16 protein-coding genes and 1 tRNA gene are annotated in these 20,222 nt (G+C 40.1%); 6 read left to right on the top strand and 11 right to left on the bottom strand.

Annotated features, from left to right (window positions below; all coding sequences use genetic code 11):
* Nucleotides 1–182: 182 nt before the first annotated feature.
* From VH441_RS07890 to VH441_RS07870, 5 genes are all read left to right on the top strand, one after another.
* The gene (locus tag VH441_RS07890) at nucleotides 183–1,682 is read left to right on the top strand and encodes a SulP family inorganic anion transporter (RefSeq protein ID WP_434353099.1); all 1,500 of its coding nucleotides are present in this window, start codon (nucleotides 183–185) and stop codon (nucleotides 1,680–1,682) included.
* A 162-nt stretch (nucleotides 1,683–1,844) separates the two neighbouring features.
* The gene (locus tag VH441_RS07885; RefSeq protein ID WP_434353098.1) at nucleotides 1,845–2,786 is read left to right on the top strand and encodes a LysR family transcriptional regulator; all 942 of its coding nucleotides are present in this window, start codon (nucleotides 1,845–1,847) and stop codon (nucleotides 2,784–2,786) included.
* A gap of 107 nt (nucleotides 2,787–2,893) precedes the next feature.
* Nucleotides 2,894–3,748 carry a universal stress protein gene (locus tag VH441_RS07880; RefSeq protein WP_434353097.1) on the top strand — a complete coding sequence of 285 codons (855 nt, stop codon included), beginning with the start codon at nucleotides 2,894–2,896 and terminating at the stop codon, nucleotides 3,746–3,748.
* Nucleotides 3,749–4,205: 457 nt separating this feature from the next.
* Nucleotides 4,206–4,544, top strand: coding sequence for a P-II family nitrogen regulator (locus tag VH441_RS07875; RefSeq protein WP_434353096.1), 339 nt, complete (start codon nucleotides 4,206–4,208; stop codon nucleotides 4,542–4,544).
* 38 nt (nucleotides 4,545–4,582) lie between these two features.
* Nucleotides 4,583–5,848, top strand: coding sequence for an ammonium transporter (locus tag VH441_RS07870; protein WP_434353095.1), 1,266 nt, complete (start codon nucleotides 4,583–4,585; stop codon nucleotides 5,846–5,848).
* Between the two features lie 242 nt (nucleotides 5,849–6,090).
* On the opposite strand, the gene VH441_RS07865 is transcribed toward VH441_RS07870, so the two are convergent.
* Nucleotides 6,091–6,435 carry a DUF2147 domain-containing protein gene (locus VH441_RS07865; protein WP_434353094.1) on the bottom strand — a complete coding sequence of 115 codons (345 nt, stop codon included), beginning with the start codon at nucleotides 6,433–6,435 and terminating at the stop codon, nucleotides 6,091–6,093.
* 212 nt (nucleotides 6,436–6,647) lie between these two features.
* A complete protein-coding gene (locus VH441_RS07860) occupies nucleotides 6,648–7,595 on the bottom strand; it encodes a DNA/RNA non-specific endonuclease (protein ID WP_434353093.1) in 948 nt (315 codons plus the stop codon).
* Between the two features lie 100 nt (nucleotides 7,596–7,695).
* Here VH441_RS07860 and VH441_RS07855 point away from each other — a divergent pair.
* A tRNA-Ser gene (locus VH441_RS07855) sits at nucleotides 7,696–7,786 on the top strand.
* Between the two features lie 40 nt (nucleotides 7,787–7,826).
* Here VH441_RS07855 and VH441_RS07850 read toward each other — a convergent pair.
* The 9 genes from VH441_RS07850 to rsmH all read right to left on the bottom strand — a co-directional run bounded on the left by VH441_RS07850 (nucleotide 7,827) and on the right by rsmH (nucleotide 20,067).
* Nucleotides 7,827–9,500 (bottom strand): AMP-binding protein, encoded by a 1,674-nt coding sequence (locus VH441_RS07850; RefSeq protein WP_434353092.1) that lies wholly within the window; start codon nucleotides 9,498–9,500, stop codon nucleotides 7,827–7,829.
* A gap of 184 nt (nucleotides 9,501–9,684) precedes the next feature.
* Nucleotides 9,685–10,650, bottom strand: a complete 966-nt coding sequence (locus VH441_RS07845; RefSeq protein ID WP_434354385.1) for a putative RNA methyltransferase — start codon at nucleotides 10,648–10,650, stop codon at nucleotides 9,685–9,687.
* A 12-nt stretch (nucleotides 10,651–10,662) separates the two neighbouring features.
* On the bottom strand, nucleotides 10,663–11,910 hold the full coding sequence (gene ubiM / locus VH441_RS07840; protein ID WP_434353091.1) for a 5-demethoxyubiquinol-8 5-hydroxylase UbiM: 1,248 nt from the start codon (nucleotides 11,908–11,910) through the stop codon (nucleotides 10,663–10,665).
* 199 nt (nucleotides 11,911–12,109) lie between these two features.
* Nucleotides 12,110–13,228, bottom strand: a complete 1,119-nt coding sequence (gene mraY, locus VH441_RS07835) for a phospho-N-acetylmuramoyl-pentapeptide-transferase (protein ID WP_434353090.1) — start codon at nucleotides 13,226–13,228, stop codon at nucleotides 12,110–12,112.
* A 144-nt stretch (nucleotides 13,229–13,372) separates the two neighbouring features.
* Nucleotides 13,373–14,779, bottom strand: a complete 1,407-nt coding sequence (locus tag VH441_RS07830) for a UDP-N-acetylmuramoyl-tripeptide--D-alanyl-D-alanine ligase (RefSeq protein ID WP_434353089.1) — start codon at nucleotides 14,777–14,779, stop codon at nucleotides 13,373–13,375.
* A gap of 22 nt (nucleotides 14,780–14,801) precedes the next feature.
* The gene (locus VH441_RS07825) at nucleotides 14,802–16,352 is read right to left on the bottom strand and encodes a UDP-N-acetylmuramoyl-L-alanyl-D-glutamate--2,6-diaminopimelate ligase (protein WP_434353088.1); all 1,551 of its coding nucleotides are present in this window, start codon (nucleotides 16,350–16,352) and stop codon (nucleotides 14,802–14,804) included.
* A gap of 103 nt (nucleotides 16,353–16,455) precedes the next feature.
* Complete coding sequence (locus VH441_RS07820) at nucleotides 16,456–18,573, bottom strand: peptidoglycan D,D-transpeptidase FtsI family protein (protein ID WP_434353087.1); 2,118 nt, start codon at nucleotides 18,571–18,573, stop codon at nucleotides 16,456–16,458.
* Nucleotides 18,570–19,019, bottom strand: a complete 450-nt coding sequence (ftsL, locus tag VH441_RS07815; protein WP_434353086.1) for a cell division protein FtsL — start codon at nucleotides 19,017–19,019, stop codon at nucleotides 18,570–18,572. The genes VH441_RS07820 and ftsL overlap by 4 nt, the downstream gene beginning before the upstream one ends.
* A 52-nt stretch (nucleotides 19,020–19,071) precedes the next feature.
* A complete protein-coding gene (gene rsmH / locus VH441_RS07810) occupies nucleotides 19,072–20,067 on the bottom strand; it encodes a 16S rRNA (cytosine(1402)-N(4))-methyltransferase RsmH (protein ID WP_434354384.1) in 996 nt (331 codons plus the stop codon).
* Nucleotides 20,068–20,222 lie beyond the last annotated feature (155 nt).

Here is a 20,222-nt window from a genome sequence, read left to right as displayed (position 1 = left end):
GCAATTCTACCAAAATATACCAGCAGATAGTGAGTAAACATTTGCTTTGATTGATTTTTATTGTTACTAAAATACAGTTAAACTTAACTTTATGTTATTATGTGCGTTTTTTTGTCGGCTTTAATCGTCAACAAAAATATATATCCTTATCAACCTTACCAAAATCCTATCAATTCTTGCTTATGAATTTCTCTATCGAAACTATCAAAGACGAGTGGTTTTCTAACATTCGTGGTGACGTACTATCTGGTTTAGTCGTTGCTTTGGCTTTAATCCCAGAAGCGATTGCTTTTTCTATCATTGCTGGGGTGGACCCTAAAGTAGGCTTATATGCCTCATTTTGTATTGCTGTGGTGATTAGTTTTGTTGGTGGTCGCCCTGGTATGATCTCTGCCGCTACCGGTGCCATGGCATTGGTGATGGTAACCTTAGTCGCAGAACATGGTTTGCAATATTTGCTTGCTGCCACCTTGCTTTGCGGGGTTATCCAAATTGTGATGGGCATATTTAAACTAGGCAACCTGATGCGCTTTGTCTCGCGCGGGGTGGTCATTGGTTTTGTTAACGCATTAGCAATTTTGATTTTTGCGGCACAATTGCCTGAGCTAGACCTAAACACCCAAGGCGTAACGCCACTTGTCTATCTACTAACGGCTGTTGGTTTGGGTATTATTTATTTATTCCCTTTGCTGCCAAAAATAGGCAAGTTGCTACCATCGCCTTTGCTATGTATTGCTAGTATTACACTGGCCAGCATGTATTTTGGGTGGGATATCCGCACAGTTGGTGATATGGGCGATTTGCCAGATACGCTACCCATATTTTTACTACCTGACATCCCACTTAATTTGCAAACTTTACTAATTATTGCTCCCTATTCTATTGCACTTGCAGTGGTTGGTTTGCTTGAGTCTATGATGACAGCAACCATTGTAGATGATTTAACAGATACGTTAAGTGATAAAAACCGTGAATGTCGTGGTCAGGGTATTGCCAATATTGTTTCTGGATTTTTTGGTGGTATGGCAGGCTGTGCGATGATTGGGCAATCTGTGATTAATGTTAAATCAGGTGGACGTACTCGACTCTCTACCTTTATTGCTGGTGCTGTTTTGTTGGTTTTGGTAGTATTTTTAAGCGACTGGGTACGTCAAATCCCAATGGCAGCATTGGTTGCTGTGATGATTATGGTATCTATTGGTACCTTTAATTGGGAGTCTATCCGCGAATTTAAAACTCACCCAATGTCATTTAACATTGTTATGCTGGCAACTGTGCTAACGACCATTTTAACCCATAACTTAGCTTACGGTGTTTTAGTGGGTGTCTTATTATCAGCCTTGGCATTTGCAAATAAAATTGGTCAATTCCTAAGCGTGATAAGCGAATATGATGAAAGACAAAACACTCGTTATTATTACGTTCATGGTCAAGTATTTTTTGCCTCAACCACCCAATTTTTAGATGCGTTTGATACAAAAGAAGCGTTAGATAATATGGTTATTGATGTTACTCATGCCCACTTTTGGGATGTAACCGCCGTTGATACTTTAGATAAGCTTGTTATCCGTTTACAACGAGAAGGCATTAATGTGCAGGTAGTTGGCTTAAATGAAGCGAGCCGCACTATTATCGATGAGTTTTCTGTCCATGACAGACGTGATATTGGTTTATTGGATTAAACTATCAAACTCACACAAAGTAGAAATAAGAAGCCCTGTTTACAAGACAGGGCTTTTTTTGGCACAGCTGCTTTTAATACGCATTCATATAAGTATAGAGTAAATATTTGTTTTTATGATAAAATATAGCTTTTTACTATAACCGACTTTAAAAAGATACTTATGCCCTCGCTCCGACAGCTTAAATATGCCATTAAGACCATTGAACTTGGTTCAATAAATGAGGCATCAAAACAACTATTCATTAGTCAACCAAGCTTATCAAATGCCCTTAAAAACTTAGAAGAAGAATTAAACATTACTATTTTTGGGCGCTCAGCTAAAGGGGTTACCCTCACTGATGAAGGCATGGAGTTTATGACCTATGCAAGACAAATCGTTGCTCAAGTAGAGCTGATGGAAGCAAAGTATCAAAACAAAACGCCTTCCCGACGTTTGCTTTCTGTTTCTTGCCAACATTATGCTTTTGCCGTACACGCCTTTGCCGAATTAGTAAAAAACTATGCCGAAAACGAATACGAATTTACTTTAAAAGAAACTGAAACACACAACATCTTGCAAGATGTTAGCTCCTTTAATAGCGAGATTGGTATCGTTTACTTAAATGATTTTAACAAACAGGTTTTACAAAAAGTATTTAAAGAAAAACAGTTAGAGTTTACCCCTTTGTTTACCGCACAACCTCATGTTTTTATTGGTAAGAATAATCCATTAGCGACTAAAAGTGTGATTACTTTAGAAGAGTTAGAACCCTACCCTTGTTTAAGCTTTGAACAAGGGCAAAGTGACTCGTTTTATTATGCCGAAGAAATTTTAAGTACCCGCTATAATCGCAAAAGCATAAAGGTGAGTGACCGAGCCACCATATTCAACCTCATGTTAGGGGTTGATGGCTATACGATTAGTAGCGGCGTATTAAGCCGTGAGCTCAATGATGAAAACATCATATCTGTACCACTCGCATTAGCACAAAACGAGCAAGAAAGTATGACAATAGGGTGGCTAAAACATAAACAAGTTCGTTTATCTACTCTTGCAGAAGAGTATCTTACTTATCTTAAACAACATATTGTTGACTATGGTTTTAACCTGCATCGCTCATAAATTAGGCTTAAATATTGACTCGGCAATTGTTGTATTTTTGTTGCTTTTGTTACAATAAAAATCTATAATCCGATCATCACAAGCCATGGGATATCCCCCAAAAGTTTATGAGTAATATTAAACCCAATAGTATTATCGCTTTATTAAACTCTCCTAAAGACATTCAAGTTGTGCTTGATACCAGTATATGGGTTGCAAGCAGGCTTAAAAGTGACATTGGGTTGCTATACTCTAGGCCAAGTAGTCATCGTAAACAGGCAGTCGACTATTCTGGCTGCTTAACACCAGACAATGAAGAAAACTTGTTAAAAGAGTTTGCCAATGAAGAGCATATGGTAAACCTTGCCCATAAAAACGAGGGCAAAGACCTTTTAGCCAAAGCCCAAACCTACTGTGCCGAGCATTTTTGCACACAATCAACCTATCCATTACAACGTCAATGCAGCATTAATGAAAACCTTGACTATATAGATGATAAGGCCGAACTCATTATCACGGGTCGTCAGCTAACTTGCGAAACCACATTAGCAAATGTTATCCGACACAGCCATTGCCCCATTTTAGTGACACACGCTGCTTTTAAAACGCCTGAATCGGCATTGCTGGCATTTGATAATAGGGAGACCTGTCATCGTTTGGTAGAATGGGTAGCTCAAAGCCCATTAACACGTAACATGTGCATCCATATTGTGATGGTAGGTAAAAAGAACACACAAAACACCGATGCCATCCGTGAGGCGTATGCAAAACTTACCCAAGCTGGCATCAAGTGCAAGAAAAAACTACTGGACTGCCGTGATGTCACCGCAGCTTTATTGTATTACCAAAAAGAAAACAAACTAGATATGCTAATGTCTGGGGCGTTTGGTCAGTCGCGTTTACGTGAGTGGTTTCAAGGCAGCGATACTGAAAAGTTATTAGAAGTTCATCAAACGCCTTATCTTTTGCTTCCTAAGCATTAGTCATTACTTTTGCTTATTATTATTTAAAATTTCTCTTCAAATCATCTCTTTGAATCCACACCCTCTAAAAATGCACCAATATAGATATATATGCACTAAAATAAATATATATTTCTAAATACGTGCATTTGTTACTATTTTTTCAATAATCTTTCTAATGGTTTCTATTTATCTCCTAAAAAATATCGTTATAATAACCTTGCTAACTTTAAAAAAACTTTATCTATATACAGGTCTTATAACAATATCCAAGTTTACCTTTGCAATCCATCATAACTAGTCAAACACTCTAAAACGATACACTTTTAGAGGATGGTTAATTATTATTCATTGCATTCTCCCCCCTCAGTAAACTTGGCATGATTCTTGTATCTATGATAAGGACAGTAAAGAAAAATGTTGTAAGTTTTAGCAAAACAAGCAACTGACACATTATTTAATTATAAGGAGCACGCTTATGAAATTCATTACTGCCATTTTAAAACCATTTAAATTAGACGATGTTCGTGAAGCTTTGTCTGAAATTGGTGTAAACGGCGTTACTGTTACAGAAGTTAAAGGATTTGGTCGTCAAAAAGGACATACTGAATTGTACCGCGGTGCAGAATATGTCGTCGATTTTTTACCAAAGGTGAAAGTAGAAGTCGCGTTAGCAGATAACATGGTAGAGCCAGCAATCGAAGCCATTATGAAAGTTGCAAGCACCGGCAAAATCGGTGACGGCAAAATTTTTGTTATGCCAATCGAGCAAGTTATCCGTATCCGCACTGGTGAAACAGGTGAAGACGCAATATAAACACACTTAGTCCATAAAAATTTCGAGGGGGAATTAACATGGAAAACCAAATTTTTGAATTACAGTATGCAATAGATACTTTTTACTTTTTAGTTTGTGGTGCACTGGTCATGTGGATGGCAGCAGGTTTTGCCATGCTAGAAGCCGGTTTAGTACGCTCTAAAAATACCACCGAAATCTTAACCAAAAACGTGGCGTTGTTTGCCATAGCCTGTACCATGTATTTACTATTTGGTTACCAAATTATGTACAATGATGGTGGCTGGGGTCTAATTGGCATAGCAGGTGGTGACACCTTAGTGGCTGATGCGCTAGCAAGTTCAGCAGAAAATGGTTTTAATGGCGATTCTGTTTACTCTACTGCTGCTGACTTCTTCTTCCAAGTGGTGTTTGTCGCTACCTGTATGTCTATTGTATCTGGTGCCGTGGCAGAACGCATGAAACTTTGGGCATTTTTAATATTTGCCGTGGTAATGTGTGGCTTTATCTACCCAATGGAAGGTAGCTGGACATGGAATGGTGACGACGTATTTGGCTTATATAACCTTGGTGATTTAGGTTTTAGTGACTTTGCAGGCTCTGGTATTGTACACATGGCTGGCGCTGCTGCTGCATTAGCAGGTGTATTATTACTGGGTGCTCGTAAAGGCAAATATGGTAAAAATGGTGAGATACGTGCTATTCCAGGTGCTAACTTACCGTTAGCTGCATTAGGTACTTTTATCCTGTGGATGGGCTGGTTTGGCTTTAACGGTGGCTCAGTACTTAAACTGGGTGATATCGCCAATGCAAACTCAGTAGCGATGGTATTTTTAAATACAAATGCGGCTGCTGCCGGTGGTGCAATTGCTTCTTTATTAGTTGCACGTGCTATCTTTGGTAAAGCCGACTTAACGATGCTATTAAACGGTGCTTTGGCGGGCCTAGTTGCTATTACAGCAGAGCCATCTACGCCATCTGCATTACAAGCAGTGCTATTTGGTGCATTAGGCGGCGTGCTTGTTGTATTCTCTATTTTAACACTCGATAAACTAAAAATTGATGATCCAGTTGGTGCAATCTCTGTGCACGGTGTGGTTGGTTTATTAGGCTTGCTACTTGTACCAATTACAAATGATGGGGCGACTTTCTCGGGGCAATTGATTGGCGCAGCAACTATTTTTGGTTGGGTGTTTGTTACAAGCTTGGTTGTTTGGGGTATTTTAAAAGCCGTTATGGGTATCCGTATCTCAGAAGAAGAAGAGTACGAAGGGGCAGACCTTGCAGAATGTGGTCAAGAAGCCTACCCAGAGTTTGTTAATTAAGCTTGTTACTTAAATAAGACGCATAACACCCTAAAAAAGGAGCTCAAAGGCTCCTTTTTTTATTTTTTATTAGCAAATATAATCTGTTCACTGTACTCAAAAAAATAGGCGATGGATTCAGTACAGCACATGCCTAAGTTTAATAGGAAGTAAGCCTAACTAAAAATACAGTTAATATATCGATAAAATAAAAACAAAAAAAGAAGCCTAATGGCTTCTTTTAGCATAACCTAAGTAAAGGACTATTGTTTTTTCCAAACTTGAGTGCCTTTAACCGTTTTAATGGTTAGTTTATTACCATTAACCGTAATATTAGCATTAACGGCAGGGATAATGCCCCAACGAGGATGCTTTGCCTTACCTTGGTACTTATTGCCACCTTTAGAAACGATGTTTCTAAGACCTTTATGACCAGCAAACTCGCCATTTGCTAATTTACCAGTAAATTGGCTACCCGATTTAGTAATGTTAACCATCACACCTTTTTCTGGTGTTAGCCACTTACCAACGATTGGATCTGCTGCCATCGCTACCGTTGCCATACCTAATGATGCTGCTAAAACTACTGATTGAGTGAATAATTTCATAACTTGACTCCTTTCAATTTCCCAAAAGTTGGGTTTAAATAAACTTCAATATAAACATGTCTGTATGTCTATTTTTTATAAGTTATCATATAAACTTCTTAATTCCCACTACAGAATCGCTAAAAAATAAGCAATATCGTAACTTTTTGTTTTTTTTATTACCTAACCTCTTTATTTAGCAATAAATCAGTAAGAATCAATGAGTTAGAGAGCTATTTTTGGTACAACTGTTCACTAATCCAATGCCAAAATTGTTCAAATAGCTGCATCCACCATTCGCCCGTATTAAACTCTGGCTGATCTTTTTTTTGCCCATTACTTTGGGTGGTTGTTAATTTTTGACTGGGTAACGGTAATGGCATTGCTTTTGCCATTACCTTTGGTTGTAAGGCGGGTATAGGGCTTATGCCATGCTTTGTAATTAATTCATCAAGGCTGATAACCTCTATTCTGCCAGACTCATCATTTGGCGCATAATAAACCCCTGCTTGATTGAGCTTTGGAAAATAAACGGCTTTAAAAAAATGGCTAGGAATCAGTACCGCTTGCCCCCATTGATATGCGTTTTTATCTTCAAACACAACCCCTGTTACCACGTATGCTTGCCCATGCACTTTGGTTAAATAACGGGTGCTAGACTCAATTTTGCGCCATATCTTTCTATTAAGATATGGCGACTGTGGTGCTATATTTGCCAAACTAAAGCTATCATATTGCTCCGTTTTGCTTGCCATATCTGCATTTGGTGCTAAATGCCCCCTATCATAACCCGTGCCAGAATAGTCGTAGACAGTTGCCCGTATTGCAAATGGCAAACGGCTTTCTTCATGAAAGTTATCTTCTCTCTCTAGCTCGTCTGCACGGTACAAACGTTCTCTCGTTAAATGCTCTGCCGACCATAAGGGTGTCCGTGTTTTGCCCGAGTACAACACGGCAAACCCATCAAAACACAAAGGGACGGTCTTTTCTAGTTTGTTTATTTGCGTTATTTTGGGTGCTTTAAACGCATAAAACGGTTGGCTGCAATTTTTAAACACTTCTGCTTTGGCAGAAGGCGTTACAAAAAAACCGCACCCAACAAAAAATATAATAGCGAACGTTTTGATAATACAACCTTTTTTTACTGGGCTGTTTAAAGTAGATAGGGTAGAAACAAACATCAAGATATCAGAAATTATTGCAAATGGTGACTTTTTATAAGTTTTATTTTATACTATTGCACTCTTTGGATAAACCTACCCAAAGAGTGCTGTAAAAAACGGTGAGGTGGCTGAGTGGTCGAAAGCGCACGCCTGGAAAGTGTGTATAGGTTAATAGCCTATCGAGGGTTCGAATCCCTCTCTCACCGCCAAAAATGCAGCTTTTTCTCAGTTTATTAGTTTAACTTTATTTTATAGCCCTTCTAGCTTACGTAAGTCTTTTCTTAAAATTTTACCCACATTAGACTTTGGCAACTCATCAATAAACTCAATTGCACGTGGTTGTTTATAGCCTGTTAGATTTTTACGGCAAAACGCTTTAACTTCTTTTTCGGTTAAACTTGGGTCATCTTTAACAATAAAGAATTTAGGCACTTCGCCACTTTTTTCATCTGGTATACCAATAACACCGGCTTCTAGTACTTTTGGATGCCCAGCTATGACTTCTTCTAGCTCATTTGGATAAACATTAAAGCCTGATACTAAAATCATATCTTTTTTACGGTCAACAATTTTAAAGTAACCCTTTTCATCCATGACACCAATATCACCGGTACGGAAGAACCCATCTGCTGTCATTACCTCAGCTGTCGCTTCTGGTCGGTTCCAATAGCCTTTCATTACTTGAGGACCACGCACACAGATTTCTCCAGACTCTCCAATAGGCACAAGATTGCCTTCATCATCTAAAATTGCCACATCGGTATCAGGGAAAGGTAAACCAATGGTTCCATTAAAAGGTGCGCCCGCTGGCGAGCTGGTCGCAATTGGGGAGGTTTCTGATAAGCCATAACCTTGCAAAATACTCACACCAGTAATTGCTTCCCAAGCATCAGATACCGGCTGTTGTACCGCCATGCCACCGCCCATCGCAAATTTAAAATTAGGAAAATCTAACGTTTTAAACTTCTCATCATGAACCAAGGCATTAAATAAGGTATTAACGGCAGGGAAAATACTCGGCTTATACTTGTCAAATGCATCCACAAGCTTTGGTAAATCTCTTGGGTTAGGGATTAAGATGTTGGCATCACCACGGTACAACCCACTCAATAAACAAACCGTAAATGCAAAAATATGGTACAAAGGCAATGCACACATAATGTTATTATTTTCGTCAGGATTCAATGACCCTGCCGTATATTGGTCGGTCTGAATGAGGTTTGCTACCAAGTTTTTATGTAACAACTCAGCACCTTTAGATACACCTGTCGTACCGCCTGTATATTGCAGCACAGCAGTATCTTCTAGTGTTATTTGTGGGCGCACATACTTATCAGTAGATACTTGCCCTAGTACCTCTTTAAAGTTTTTATGCCCAGCAATATGCCAAGCTGGGATGTCTTTTTTAACATGTTTCAGTACAAAGTTAATTAGCCCGCCTTTAAAGCCACCCAGCATATCACCAACACGGCAAATAACTACTTCATCAACTGTTTTGTGCTCTATATCTTGATAAGTTTTGGCAAAGTTTTCTAAAATAAATAAAATCTTTGCACCTGAATCTTGCAATTGGTGCCCTAGCTCTCGAGTGGTATATAGAGGATTAACATTAACTAGTACATAGCCTGCACGCAAAATGCCTAAGGCAAGGATAGGATATTGAAAGACATTTGGTAACATGACCGCAACTCGGTCACCTTTTTGTAAGCCACGCGACTGTAAGTAGCTTGCAATTTGAAGACTATACTTATCTAGCTCAGCAAAAGACATGCTTTTGTCCATAAAGTATAATGCAGGCAGGTTGTGATGCTTTTTAAAACTTTCTTCAAATATATCAATTAATGAGGTATCAGCAGCAGGGAAGTTAGCTATTTTATAAGGCAACCCCAACTCTTCGTATGTTTTTAACCAAACTCTTTCCATGAACAACGCTCCTTTTTTAATTTAAAAAATCCATACATTTTTTTAATATACACTGTTTTGTATACTTTTGGGAAGACACTTTGCCTGTTTAGTCATTAAAAACAGTCATTTTTTATTGACAAAAAATAAATATAAATGATATGAGAGTGTCTAAAAGATGATTGGTTTTTGAGGTCACAGCTAGTTAATAATTTGTTTTTCTGTCTTTCTCTAAAACATAAACCACAAACTTTGCGGTTGTCTTAAAACCTGTGGTATCTGCTTGGCGCAATAACGCCTCTCTGTTTTCTCTTTTTGCTCGATAAGAGTATGGTGTCATCGTGAGCAAGTCTTCTAACTGCTGCTGATTGAGTATCAAATCTGTCTCAACAAATGCTTCTTCTAAAAGCGTCAACCCAACATCATATAACTGCTGTAAAAACTTATCAGACTGATGTTCTCTTACCTCATCAAACAAGGCAGAACGCATACTAGCAAGATGCCCAACATCTGGTTTAGCAATACATACAATGCCTTTTTTAGATAAAACTCTATCAATCTCTTGCGGTAAAATTGGGCTAAAAATACTACTAACACCACTTAAGCAGTTGTCTTGTAATGGTAATTTTGAGGCGCTGGCAACTAAGGGGACAATCCCTTGATTTAGCGCACTTTGATGGGTTTGTTGATTGATTACTTGAGATTGATGCCATAACAGATGCTGGCGTTTACTTGATTTTGCCAGCTCACTGACAGCAGGTTTGCTAATGTCTATCGCAATTAATTGACTAATGCTTGGGATGGTCGCAATTTTTTGTGAGTAATAACCTTCTCCACAGCCAATATCAAGCCATCGTATACGACTCATATCAGGCTGCTGATGCGATTTTTTTAAATGCTTTTGAATAAGTTGATAAAGTTTAATTTGTAGTGGTTGGTAAAAACCTGCTTGCAAAAAACGCTGACGTGCCAAGATAGACGCCTGACTGTCACCTGGAGATTTACTTTTTTTATTTTGTACAGGCAATAGATTAACATAGCCTTGTTTGGCTACATCAAACGGATGTTTGACAGACTTTGGATTCAAGCTACCATCACAAAACCATGTTTGTTTATCAAGCTCCATGGGTGACTGACAAATGGGACAAACAAAAATGCGGTTAGTCATCATCAAAAACAGTGCCTAACCAGTTAATTGGGCAGTGATTAAACGCTTTACCGGTGCAAAGCTATTGCTTAGCCGCAGCCCGGCACGGCGAACAAACCTAGCGGGTGGGCGTTCGTCAGTATATAGTTTTACAATCGCATTGGTGCCATGATACATGGCTTTTGTTTTGGTACTATGCGTCACATGGTAACGTGCCAACAAGCGTGGGTTGGCAATGTCTTCACCCTTTTGAGCCGCCTGTATGAGTAGTTTGCCTAAAATTGCCACACTCTCCATCCCTAAATTATAACCGTGTGCCGTTACTGGATGCATACCAACGGCTGCATCACCTATCAACGCACAGCGATTACCATAAAATTTATCGGCATGCACACCAAGCAATGGATAACTGTGGATATCACTGGTAACGGTTATCTCGCCTAGACGCCCATTAAGCCAATTATTCATCTCGCACGCAAGTTCTTCTTTATTCATGGCTTTTATGCGTGCCACTTGGCTATTATCCACGGTAATCACCATAGAAGATTTATACTCACCTAACGGTAAGACCGCCAAAGTTTTGCCATAGTAAAATCCTTCATGTGCCGTTTGTTGATTACTTTGGGTATGGGTAGTACCAAACACCAAAACGGTGCGCCCAAAGTCATGCATATCCGCACTAATACCAAGTGCTTTGCGCATAAACGACACACGAGAATCTGCTGCCAATACTAGCTTGCCACGGATAATCGTCCCGTCTTCAAGACTTACCTCGGCAATCTCATCATTAGTGTTGACGGCATTAACACGTTTACCAAAGTGGGTGGTTAAATAAGTTGGATTAGCAATTTCATTTTTTAATGCATCATAAGCTGCTTTGCGGATACGATGATTTGCTAAAAGATAACCCAAGGTTTCAATCGGTTTACCTCTTACGCTATCTGGTTTGTCAAAACCCAATGCAAATGGTGAGTTGCCATCATATACTTCTGCACGTTTTAGCAAGTGCACATTTTCTGGTTCAATATGCCGCCATTGGTCGAGATTAAGCATCATTTCTTTTGTACGGTGGGTAATGGCAATTTCACGTCCATCAAATGCTGGATTCGTGATGGTGTCTTCGGGTTGCCCTTCCACAATATGTACTTTTAATTCACCACCAGAAAGCATGCGTGCCATGCTTAGCCCAATAGGACCCGCCCCAACAATAATAACATCTGTATATTGGATATTATCTGGGCTTTTTTTTGCCTGGGTTTGTGATTGATGTTGCTGCTCAGTCATGACGCTGCTCCTTTTATTGCGATTGCAAGAGCCAATATTTTAAAGATAATTTGCTATGAACATAGACCCTATTGTACCCTAATTTAATGCTTTTGGTGGGGGTTTGTTTAACCCGTTGTTATAAAAAAATAACACAAAAAAAGGCAGCCTTTTAGCTGCCTACAATTTGTCATAATATAATCGACTTTATAAAACACGTTTAACGTAATTTTAATGTCATCAACCCTAAAATAACTAAAATAATGGCAATAATCCAAAAACGTGCCACCACTTGGGTTTCTTTCCAGCCTAACTCTTCAAAATGGTGATGCAATGGCGCCATTTTAAACACGCGTTTTTTACGCAGTTTATATGAGCCTACTTGTAGCATAACCGATAACGCTTCAACCACAAACAAACCGCCCATAATCGCAAACGCAATTTCTTGACGTGTCATAACGGCAATGGTACCTAACAAACCGCCTAATGCTAACGCACCCACATCGCCCATAAACACTTGTGCTGGGTGAGCGTTAAACCATAAAAAGCCCAAGCCAGCGCCAACCATAGCGGCACAAACGATGGTAACTTCGGAGTTATAGCTAATATAAGGCACATGCAAGTATTCAGCAAAACGTACATCGCCAGATACATAGGCAAATACACCCAAACCCGCTGCCACTAAAACCACCGGCAAAATAGCAAGCCCATCTAAACCATCAGTTAAGTTAACCGCATTGGATGCCCCATTGATAACAAAATAAGTAAAGATGATAAAACCCAACCCAAAAGGAATAAGAGAAAGTGGAATTGACCAATCTTTAAACAAGGGAACCAATAAATCTTGCATGGCATTTGTGGTTGCAACATCTGCTTGTTGCGTTGCAATATAATACATTGCACCACCAGCAAACAATGCGCCCACGGATAGCCAAAAATATTTTTTACGTGCAATCAACCCTTTTGGGTCTTTATGTTTAATTTTTAGCCAGTCATCTGCCCAACCAACAGCGCCAAAAATTACCATCACCGCCATTAAAATCCAAATGTAAGGGTTCGTTAAGTCCCCCCACAACAAGCTAGCAACACCAATTGCCGTTAAAATCAACACCCCACCCATGGTAGGCGTACCTTGTTTTGCTAAATGTGATTGAGGACCATCATCACGTACTGCTTGTCCATACTTTAGCGTACGAAGGTATTCAATTGCTTTACCGCCAAACATCATCGAAAAACCTAATGCCGTAATAACTGCAAGTAAAACTCGCAAAGTTAATGACGACACTGCCGAAAACGGCGAATAAAATTGGCTAAGCCATTCAAATAACCAAACTAGCACCACGCACTCCTAAAGGATTTTAGATAAATCAACAAAAAAGATACCATTCTAAATCAATTGATGACTTTTTTTGTTGTATTTTTATATCTTTGTTTTTATCAACGTTGTAAAACAAACCATAAAACAACTTGCCAAGCTGATATTTTAAATTAATGCTTCAAACAAGGTTTCCATTTTCATAAATCGAGAACCTTTAAACAAAATTGTACAAGCTTCATCTTTATTTTTTATGACAAATGCCTGCAAGTCAGCCAATAGTTGCGATTTATCAGTATAAGCAACTGCCTGAACATCCGCTATATTATTGGCACCATCAACCGTATTTTGCGCAAACTCGCCAAGCGCAAAGATATGTTCAATACCCATATTTGCCAAGTCTTCACCCAATTTATAATGCTCATCTTTGGCTGCATCGCCAAGCTCACCAATATCACCCAGCACCAGTATTTTTTTGCCAGCTTGAGCCATAACCACACTTGCCCCAGCCTTGATAGAGTTTGGATTAGCATTATAGGTATCATCAATTAGTAAATGCTTGCCCACGGTATGGCTGTATAAACGTCCACGCGGCGGTTTAACCTGGGCTAACCCTAAAGCAATTTGTTCAAGTGAGATACCCACGGCAATCGCACACGCTGTTACTGCCATGGCATTGGTGACATTATGTTCACCTGCCAGCGGTAATGTGATGGGCTGACACGCATCACCAACATTAAGCGTAAATTGGCTGCTTAAAGGGCAAATTTGCACATCACTGATGGTTACGTCCGTTTTGCCAAAACCAATGATTTGGTGAGTATGATCGGCAGCAACGGCCCGCAACTTATCAGCAAACTCATCAAGCTCTGGCACAACGGCTGTTTGTGTGTTATCAAGCACCTGATAAATTTCAGATTTTGCTTTACAAATGCCCTCACATCCACCAAACTCACCTAAATGAGCAGTACCAATGTTTAAGATAGCGGCAACGTCAGGCTGTACAATGTTTGCTGTATAAGCAATCTCTCCAATATGATTGGCACCTAGCTCTAAAATTGCAAATTTATGCTCATCAGACATCTCTAATAGCATCATGGGCACACCCAAATCATTATTTAGATTGCCACGAGTAACCAAAGTTGGCGCAATATTGCTAAAAATACTGCCCAGCATTTCTTTAACCGTTGTTTTACCGCTAGAGCCTGTAATGGCAATTATTGTCACGTCTTTATGCTGACGACGACGAAACCCAGCCAACGCACCCAATGCCAAACGACTGTCGCTAACCAGTAGTTGCGGCGCATTTACCCCTTTAATTTCTCGCTCAACGATAACAGCCACCGCACCTTTTTCTACCGCCATTTGTGCATAATTATGCCCATCAAAGTTATCGCCTGATAACGCAAGAAAGATATCGCCATCACTAATAGTGCGAGTATCGGTAGAAATACGAGCCGTATTAATATTGGCAAGACTTGGCAGGCTTTTATCTAGCCAATGCCCGTTTACTGGTTGGGTTGCCGTAATTAAGTTATCCGCTTGCCAAGTATATAAGCCTGTATCTTTTGTCATTTTTTTCCTTTTATTATGATGTTTATTTTAAGATGCTTGCCAACGCCTCTTTTAGTATGACTCTATCATCAAAGTCATAACGCACGCCGTTAATTTCTTGATAGGTTTCATGTCCCTTACCTGCAATCACAACAATGTCATTGTCTTGTGCTTGATTAACCGCATATTCAATAGCCGTTTGACGGTTTGGCTCAATATGAATACGTGCATACTGTTCATCCGTCATGCCTGCCTGCATGTCTTGTAAAATATCTATTGGATCTTCTGAACGGGGGTTATCGGCTGTCAAAATTACTTTATCTGCTTTTGCCAAGCCAGCTTGTGCCATTAATGGTCGTTTACCTTTATCTCGATCACCACCACAACCAAACACCGCCCAAAGGTTGCCTTTGCAATGCGCTTTAAGGCTGGTTAAAACTTGCGTCAGGGCATCTGGCGTGTGGGCATAATCAACAATAAAACAGCCTTTTTTTGATACGACTCTATCCATACGACCATCTGCACCACGCAGCTTAGCAACGAGTGTTGGCATATCTTGCATGTCTACACCCAAGGCATGTGCGCCTGCAACAGCCGCCAATAAATTTGCCACATTAAACAAACCCAATAATGGACTATTTAACCACACTGTACCAAAGTCGCTAACAAGCTCAATCTCCACGCCTGTTAAGCTTGGTTTAATTTGTTGGGCAACAAAAGTTGCTTGCTTATTTGCTTGCATGCTATACGTCCAAACCTGCACACCACTTTTGCTGGCAGACTCCAGCATGGTGGCTGCATAGTCATCATCAAGATTGATAATGGCATGGGTCAGATTTGGAAAGTTGTTTCGATTAAACAAACGTGCTTTTGCACCGGCATAGTCATCCATGTCACTATGGTAATCAAGATGGTCTCGGCTAAGGTTCGTATATATCGCTACTTGTACAGGCACGCCTTGCAGGCGGTATTGATCCAAACCGTGCGAACTGGCTTCTAATGCTAACAGGTCGATGTTGTCTGCACCCATCTCATGCACAAACCGCTGCACTGCCAGCACGTCTCCCGTCGTATGCGTCGATTGGGTTAAGTTGCCTAACCGCCCATTGCCTGCTGTGCCCATAATGGCTGAGGCTTTGCCGCTTTGCTCGGTTAATTGTGCCACTAACTGGCTTATGGTCGTTTTGCCATTTGTGCCTGTCACCGCCACCACAGTGGGCAGATTAACTTGTTGTGTTTGTTGCAATTGTGCTTGAATCAAATCGCCCAAACATTCACGAATACGTGGGGCAGAAACCAACTTTTGTTGATATTTTTTCAGATTGATATCTGCATCAAACAATTTTTCAACTGGAATTTCAGAAATAATATAGGCAGACTTTTCTATCACTTGCCGTGCATAGCCAACACTTTTATCTAATGTTTGTGTGGTGCTCGATAATAAAACAAACACATCGCCTTCTTTAACCTGACGGCTATCTAAACAAAACGCCTGAAACCCTATGTCGCCAACATTGGTTAAATCGAGTTTGGCAAAAACACCGTCTACATTATGGTTAGCCATCTTACCAATCAGTTGGTTTAATGTGGTCATCGTGTGTCCTTTTTTAATCAGCTTTAGGTCAACTTATTAAAGCGCAGATAATCAAGTTTTTAACTATGCGTTTATACGTTAAAGCTCAGTACATCAAATTTTATTATTGCGTTTTTAAAGGTTTATCCAGTGGCACATTGTATAAACGTAAAGCGTCTTTCATAACACTGTGGAATACCGGTGCCGCTACCTCACCCGCATAATGTTGTTTTTGGGGATTTTCGACCAAAATTGCAGCTACCAAACGTGGGTTAGAAACAGGTGCCATACCCACAAATACCGTACGGTACTGATCTTCATAATAGCCACCCTCTGGGTTAACACGGCGTGAAGTACCTGTTTTACCTGCCACACGGTAGCCATCAATAGCAGCAGCGGTTGCTGTACCGCCAGCTTGAGTAACGGTTTCCATCATTTCAACAATCGCAAGCGCATCGTCTTTATCCAATACCTGAATGCCTTCTTCTGTTGGCTTATCCGGTTTTACCAAGCTTAATGGGTGCATAACACCGCCAGAACCAAGTGCAGCATAAGCCTGTGCAAGTTGTGCTAAAGTTACTTGCAAACCATAGCCATAACTTACCGTCGCTCTTCTTGCGTATTCTCTTTCTTTAGGGATTGTCACCATCCCTTTAGCCTCTCCAGGAAAACCAAGATCTGTTTTTTCACCAAAGCCAAACTGCTGTTGCATCTGGCTAATGGCATCTGCTGGCAAGGCTAACGCTACTTTGGTAGAAGCAACGTTACTCGACTTTTTAAGCAAGGTGGCAAAACTAATACTGCCTAAATTGTTATGATCACGGATTGTGTAACCACCAACTCGAATATAACCAGGACTGGTATTTATAACGGCATGTTTACCAAACTTGCCAGACTTTAACGCAGCCGCAACGGTAAATGGTTTCATCACCGAACCTGGCTCAAAGCTATCAATCAATGGGCGGTTGCGCTGGCTTTCGCCTGTCATTTCATTTAAGTTGTTTGCATTGTAAGATGGCCATGTCGATAATGCTAAAACTTCACCAGTTTGTACATCAACCACAATACCTGATGACCATAATGCACCTTGCAAACGCCCTACTTTTTCTAGTTCTTTAAACAACAAGTACTGCAAACGAGAGTCAATCGTCAGTTTGACATCTTCACCTTGAATTTCTGGTTCAATTTGTTCGATTTCTTTTAAGCTAGACTGTCGAGCATCTTTTAACACCAACACTTTGCCATCTTTACCCGCCAGTTTTTCTTGGTACATCAGCTCAATGCCAGAGCGACCTTTATAGCCAGTGTCTTTGTCGTTTTGTCCCATAAAACCAACCAATTGTGCATTTGGTTGTGACTGAGGATAAAATCGACGAAAATCTTGTTTTTCATAAACAGCAGGAAAGTCAAGTGACATGACCCCATCAGCGATTTCGGGCGTTACTTTATTAAAAAGCGGAAAATAGTGCGAGCCTTTACCACTTGGCAAGGCTGCCGCTACTTTGTCAGCATCGGTTACATCAATACTGTCATCAATTTTGGTTGCCTGACGCAATTTATTAACATCGACATTGGCAGCTGATGCCAACCGAGCCAAATTCATCTTATCTAAACGCTTATTAAGACTTTTAAGTCGCTTTTCGTTGGTCGTATTTTTTATTTCTTTTTTAAGCTCATAATAACTAAGAGCATAATCATAAGGGCTAAAAGACACGTTTGATAAAGGCGCACTCACTGCCAAAGGCTGATTATTTCTGTCGGTAATCATGCCACGATAAGTATGTTGTGTGCGTACACTGGTGATTAACTCGTTGCCTTTTTCTTGATAAACAGCCGCATTGGCAACTTGCAAATAAAAGGCACGCATTAACAAAATCAACAACGCTACCAACGCAACTGCCCACACCATAGCAAACCGGCCACCATCTGCTTCTACACCGCCTCGGGACATTGCCCCAGAGTTTTTGTTAAAAACTGGTCTTGTTTTGCGGTTTTTTACGCTGGTGTAAGTTTTGCTTTGATGACTACTGTGATTATTTACAGACTTTTTATTGGCTGTTTTACCCTCATCAAGCGGTAAAACTTTAGATAGCCATTTTGATTTTGCTTGTGCTTGTTTTGCTGTCTTGTTAGTTTTAGCAGACGAGTTTGAGCCACGGCGTTTTAACGGCTTAGTTACTTTAATTTTAGACTCATTTACTTTTTTTGTAGGCTTTTTAGGTTTGTTAAATTTATCGCTCATCGTGCCTCACCTTCTGCTTGCGTTCCCTCTGACTGTTTTGCATTTTCATCATTATTTTTTGCTTGAGGCTGAATAATCATTTTATCTTTTACTGTTGGTGAGTACATATTGAGTTCGGTAATCGCTCTTGCTGCAATTTGGGGTGTTGCACTAAAAGTTTGTTGCTCAATTTGCAGTCGGTTGTGCTCAATTTGTAGCTGCAGATATTCTTTCTTCATTTTATTCAGGTTTTTATAGCCATGATGATATTGATGCACCTGAGTAGCAGCAACCACACCCGTCACAACAATAGCAACCGCCAATATCAACATAATAACGGTATAAAAACTTAACCCGCCATAACGCTTTGACATTAACTCAACCACCTCATTTTCTGCCGTGGTATACGCTCGTTTTTGTGTCGTCGATGTCTTTTTTGCTTGAGACTGTTTTTTTGAAATTGCCATTAATTTTTCGATAATAAAAATGTCTGTTATAAAACTATTGTAACCAATAAATTTAGGTTTTTTCTAGCTCTTTTTGTCTTGGTATATTTGTACGTTTTGCCGCTCTAAGCCATGCACTGCGTGAGCGTTGGTTTGCTTTGATTTCTGCCTTACTCGGTGCAATGCGTTTTGGCTTTGCAAAGTATTTTGGTCTTTGTGGTTGTATCGGTAAATGTTCATCTTGTGGATACTGCCCACGGCTATGCTTTTGAAAAAACTGTTTAATGCGCCTGTCTTCTAATGAATGAAAACTAATAACAGCCAGCATGCCATCTTTTGCTAAAATATCAATGCTTTGATCTAAAAAGCGATCAATATCACCAAGCTCATTGTTAATGAATATACGCATGGCCTGAAAACTTTGTGTTGCAGGGTGTTTGCCTTTTTGCCACTTTGGGTGCGCTTGTTTAATGACTTCTGCCAGCTCTAATGTCGAGTCGTAAGATTCCATTTGTTTTATGGCACGCGCAATACGGCGGCTGTGGCGCTCTTCTCCAAACTCGTACAGCACGTTGGCAAGCGTTTCTTCTTCTACTCCAGTAAGCCACTCACCTACTGACTGCCCACGGCTGGTGTCCATGCGCATATCTACCACACCATCTCGCATAAAGCTAAACCCACGGCTACCGTCATCTAATTGCGGAGAAGACACACCCAAATCTGCCATGATGCCATCTACTTTATCAACCTCAAGTTTTACCAAACTATCAATTAACGTTGCAAAGCTTTCATGGACAACGGTTACACGGCTATCTTGCTGGGCAAGTTCATTTGCCGTGGCAATTGCTTGTGGATCTTTATCAAATACAATTAGGCGCGCATCCTCTGCTAGGTGCTCAAGCAACAAACGGCTGTGACCACCCCGCCCAAAAGTGGCATCCACATAAGTTCCTGCACTCTTTTTTTTCAAACCATCTAGCGTTTTTACACCAAGTACACTGGCAACGGTTTCTTGCAGTAGTACCGTTTGGTGAGTAAAGTCTGTGCTGGAGGATACGGATGATGACAAATCTGACAAGACTATTCCTTAACAATGCCTAAACTTAAAAAATGCTTTAAAACTGATGCAATATGACCAATGTACTATTATCGCTTAATAAACGCCATCTGCAAAGGTTATACACAGGGTTTTTTGTTGTATTTGTTTGTAAATATTTCAATATT

Source organism: Psychrobacter sp. HD31, assembly GCF_051097895.1.
In the GTDB taxonomy this organism is placed as follows: domain Bacteria; phylum Pseudomonadota; class Gammaproteobacteria; order Pseudomonadales; family Moraxellaceae; genus Psychrobacter.
The sequence above is the reverse complement of the archived record's forward strand: the minus strand, read 5'-3'. Positions and strand labels throughout refer to the sequence as shown.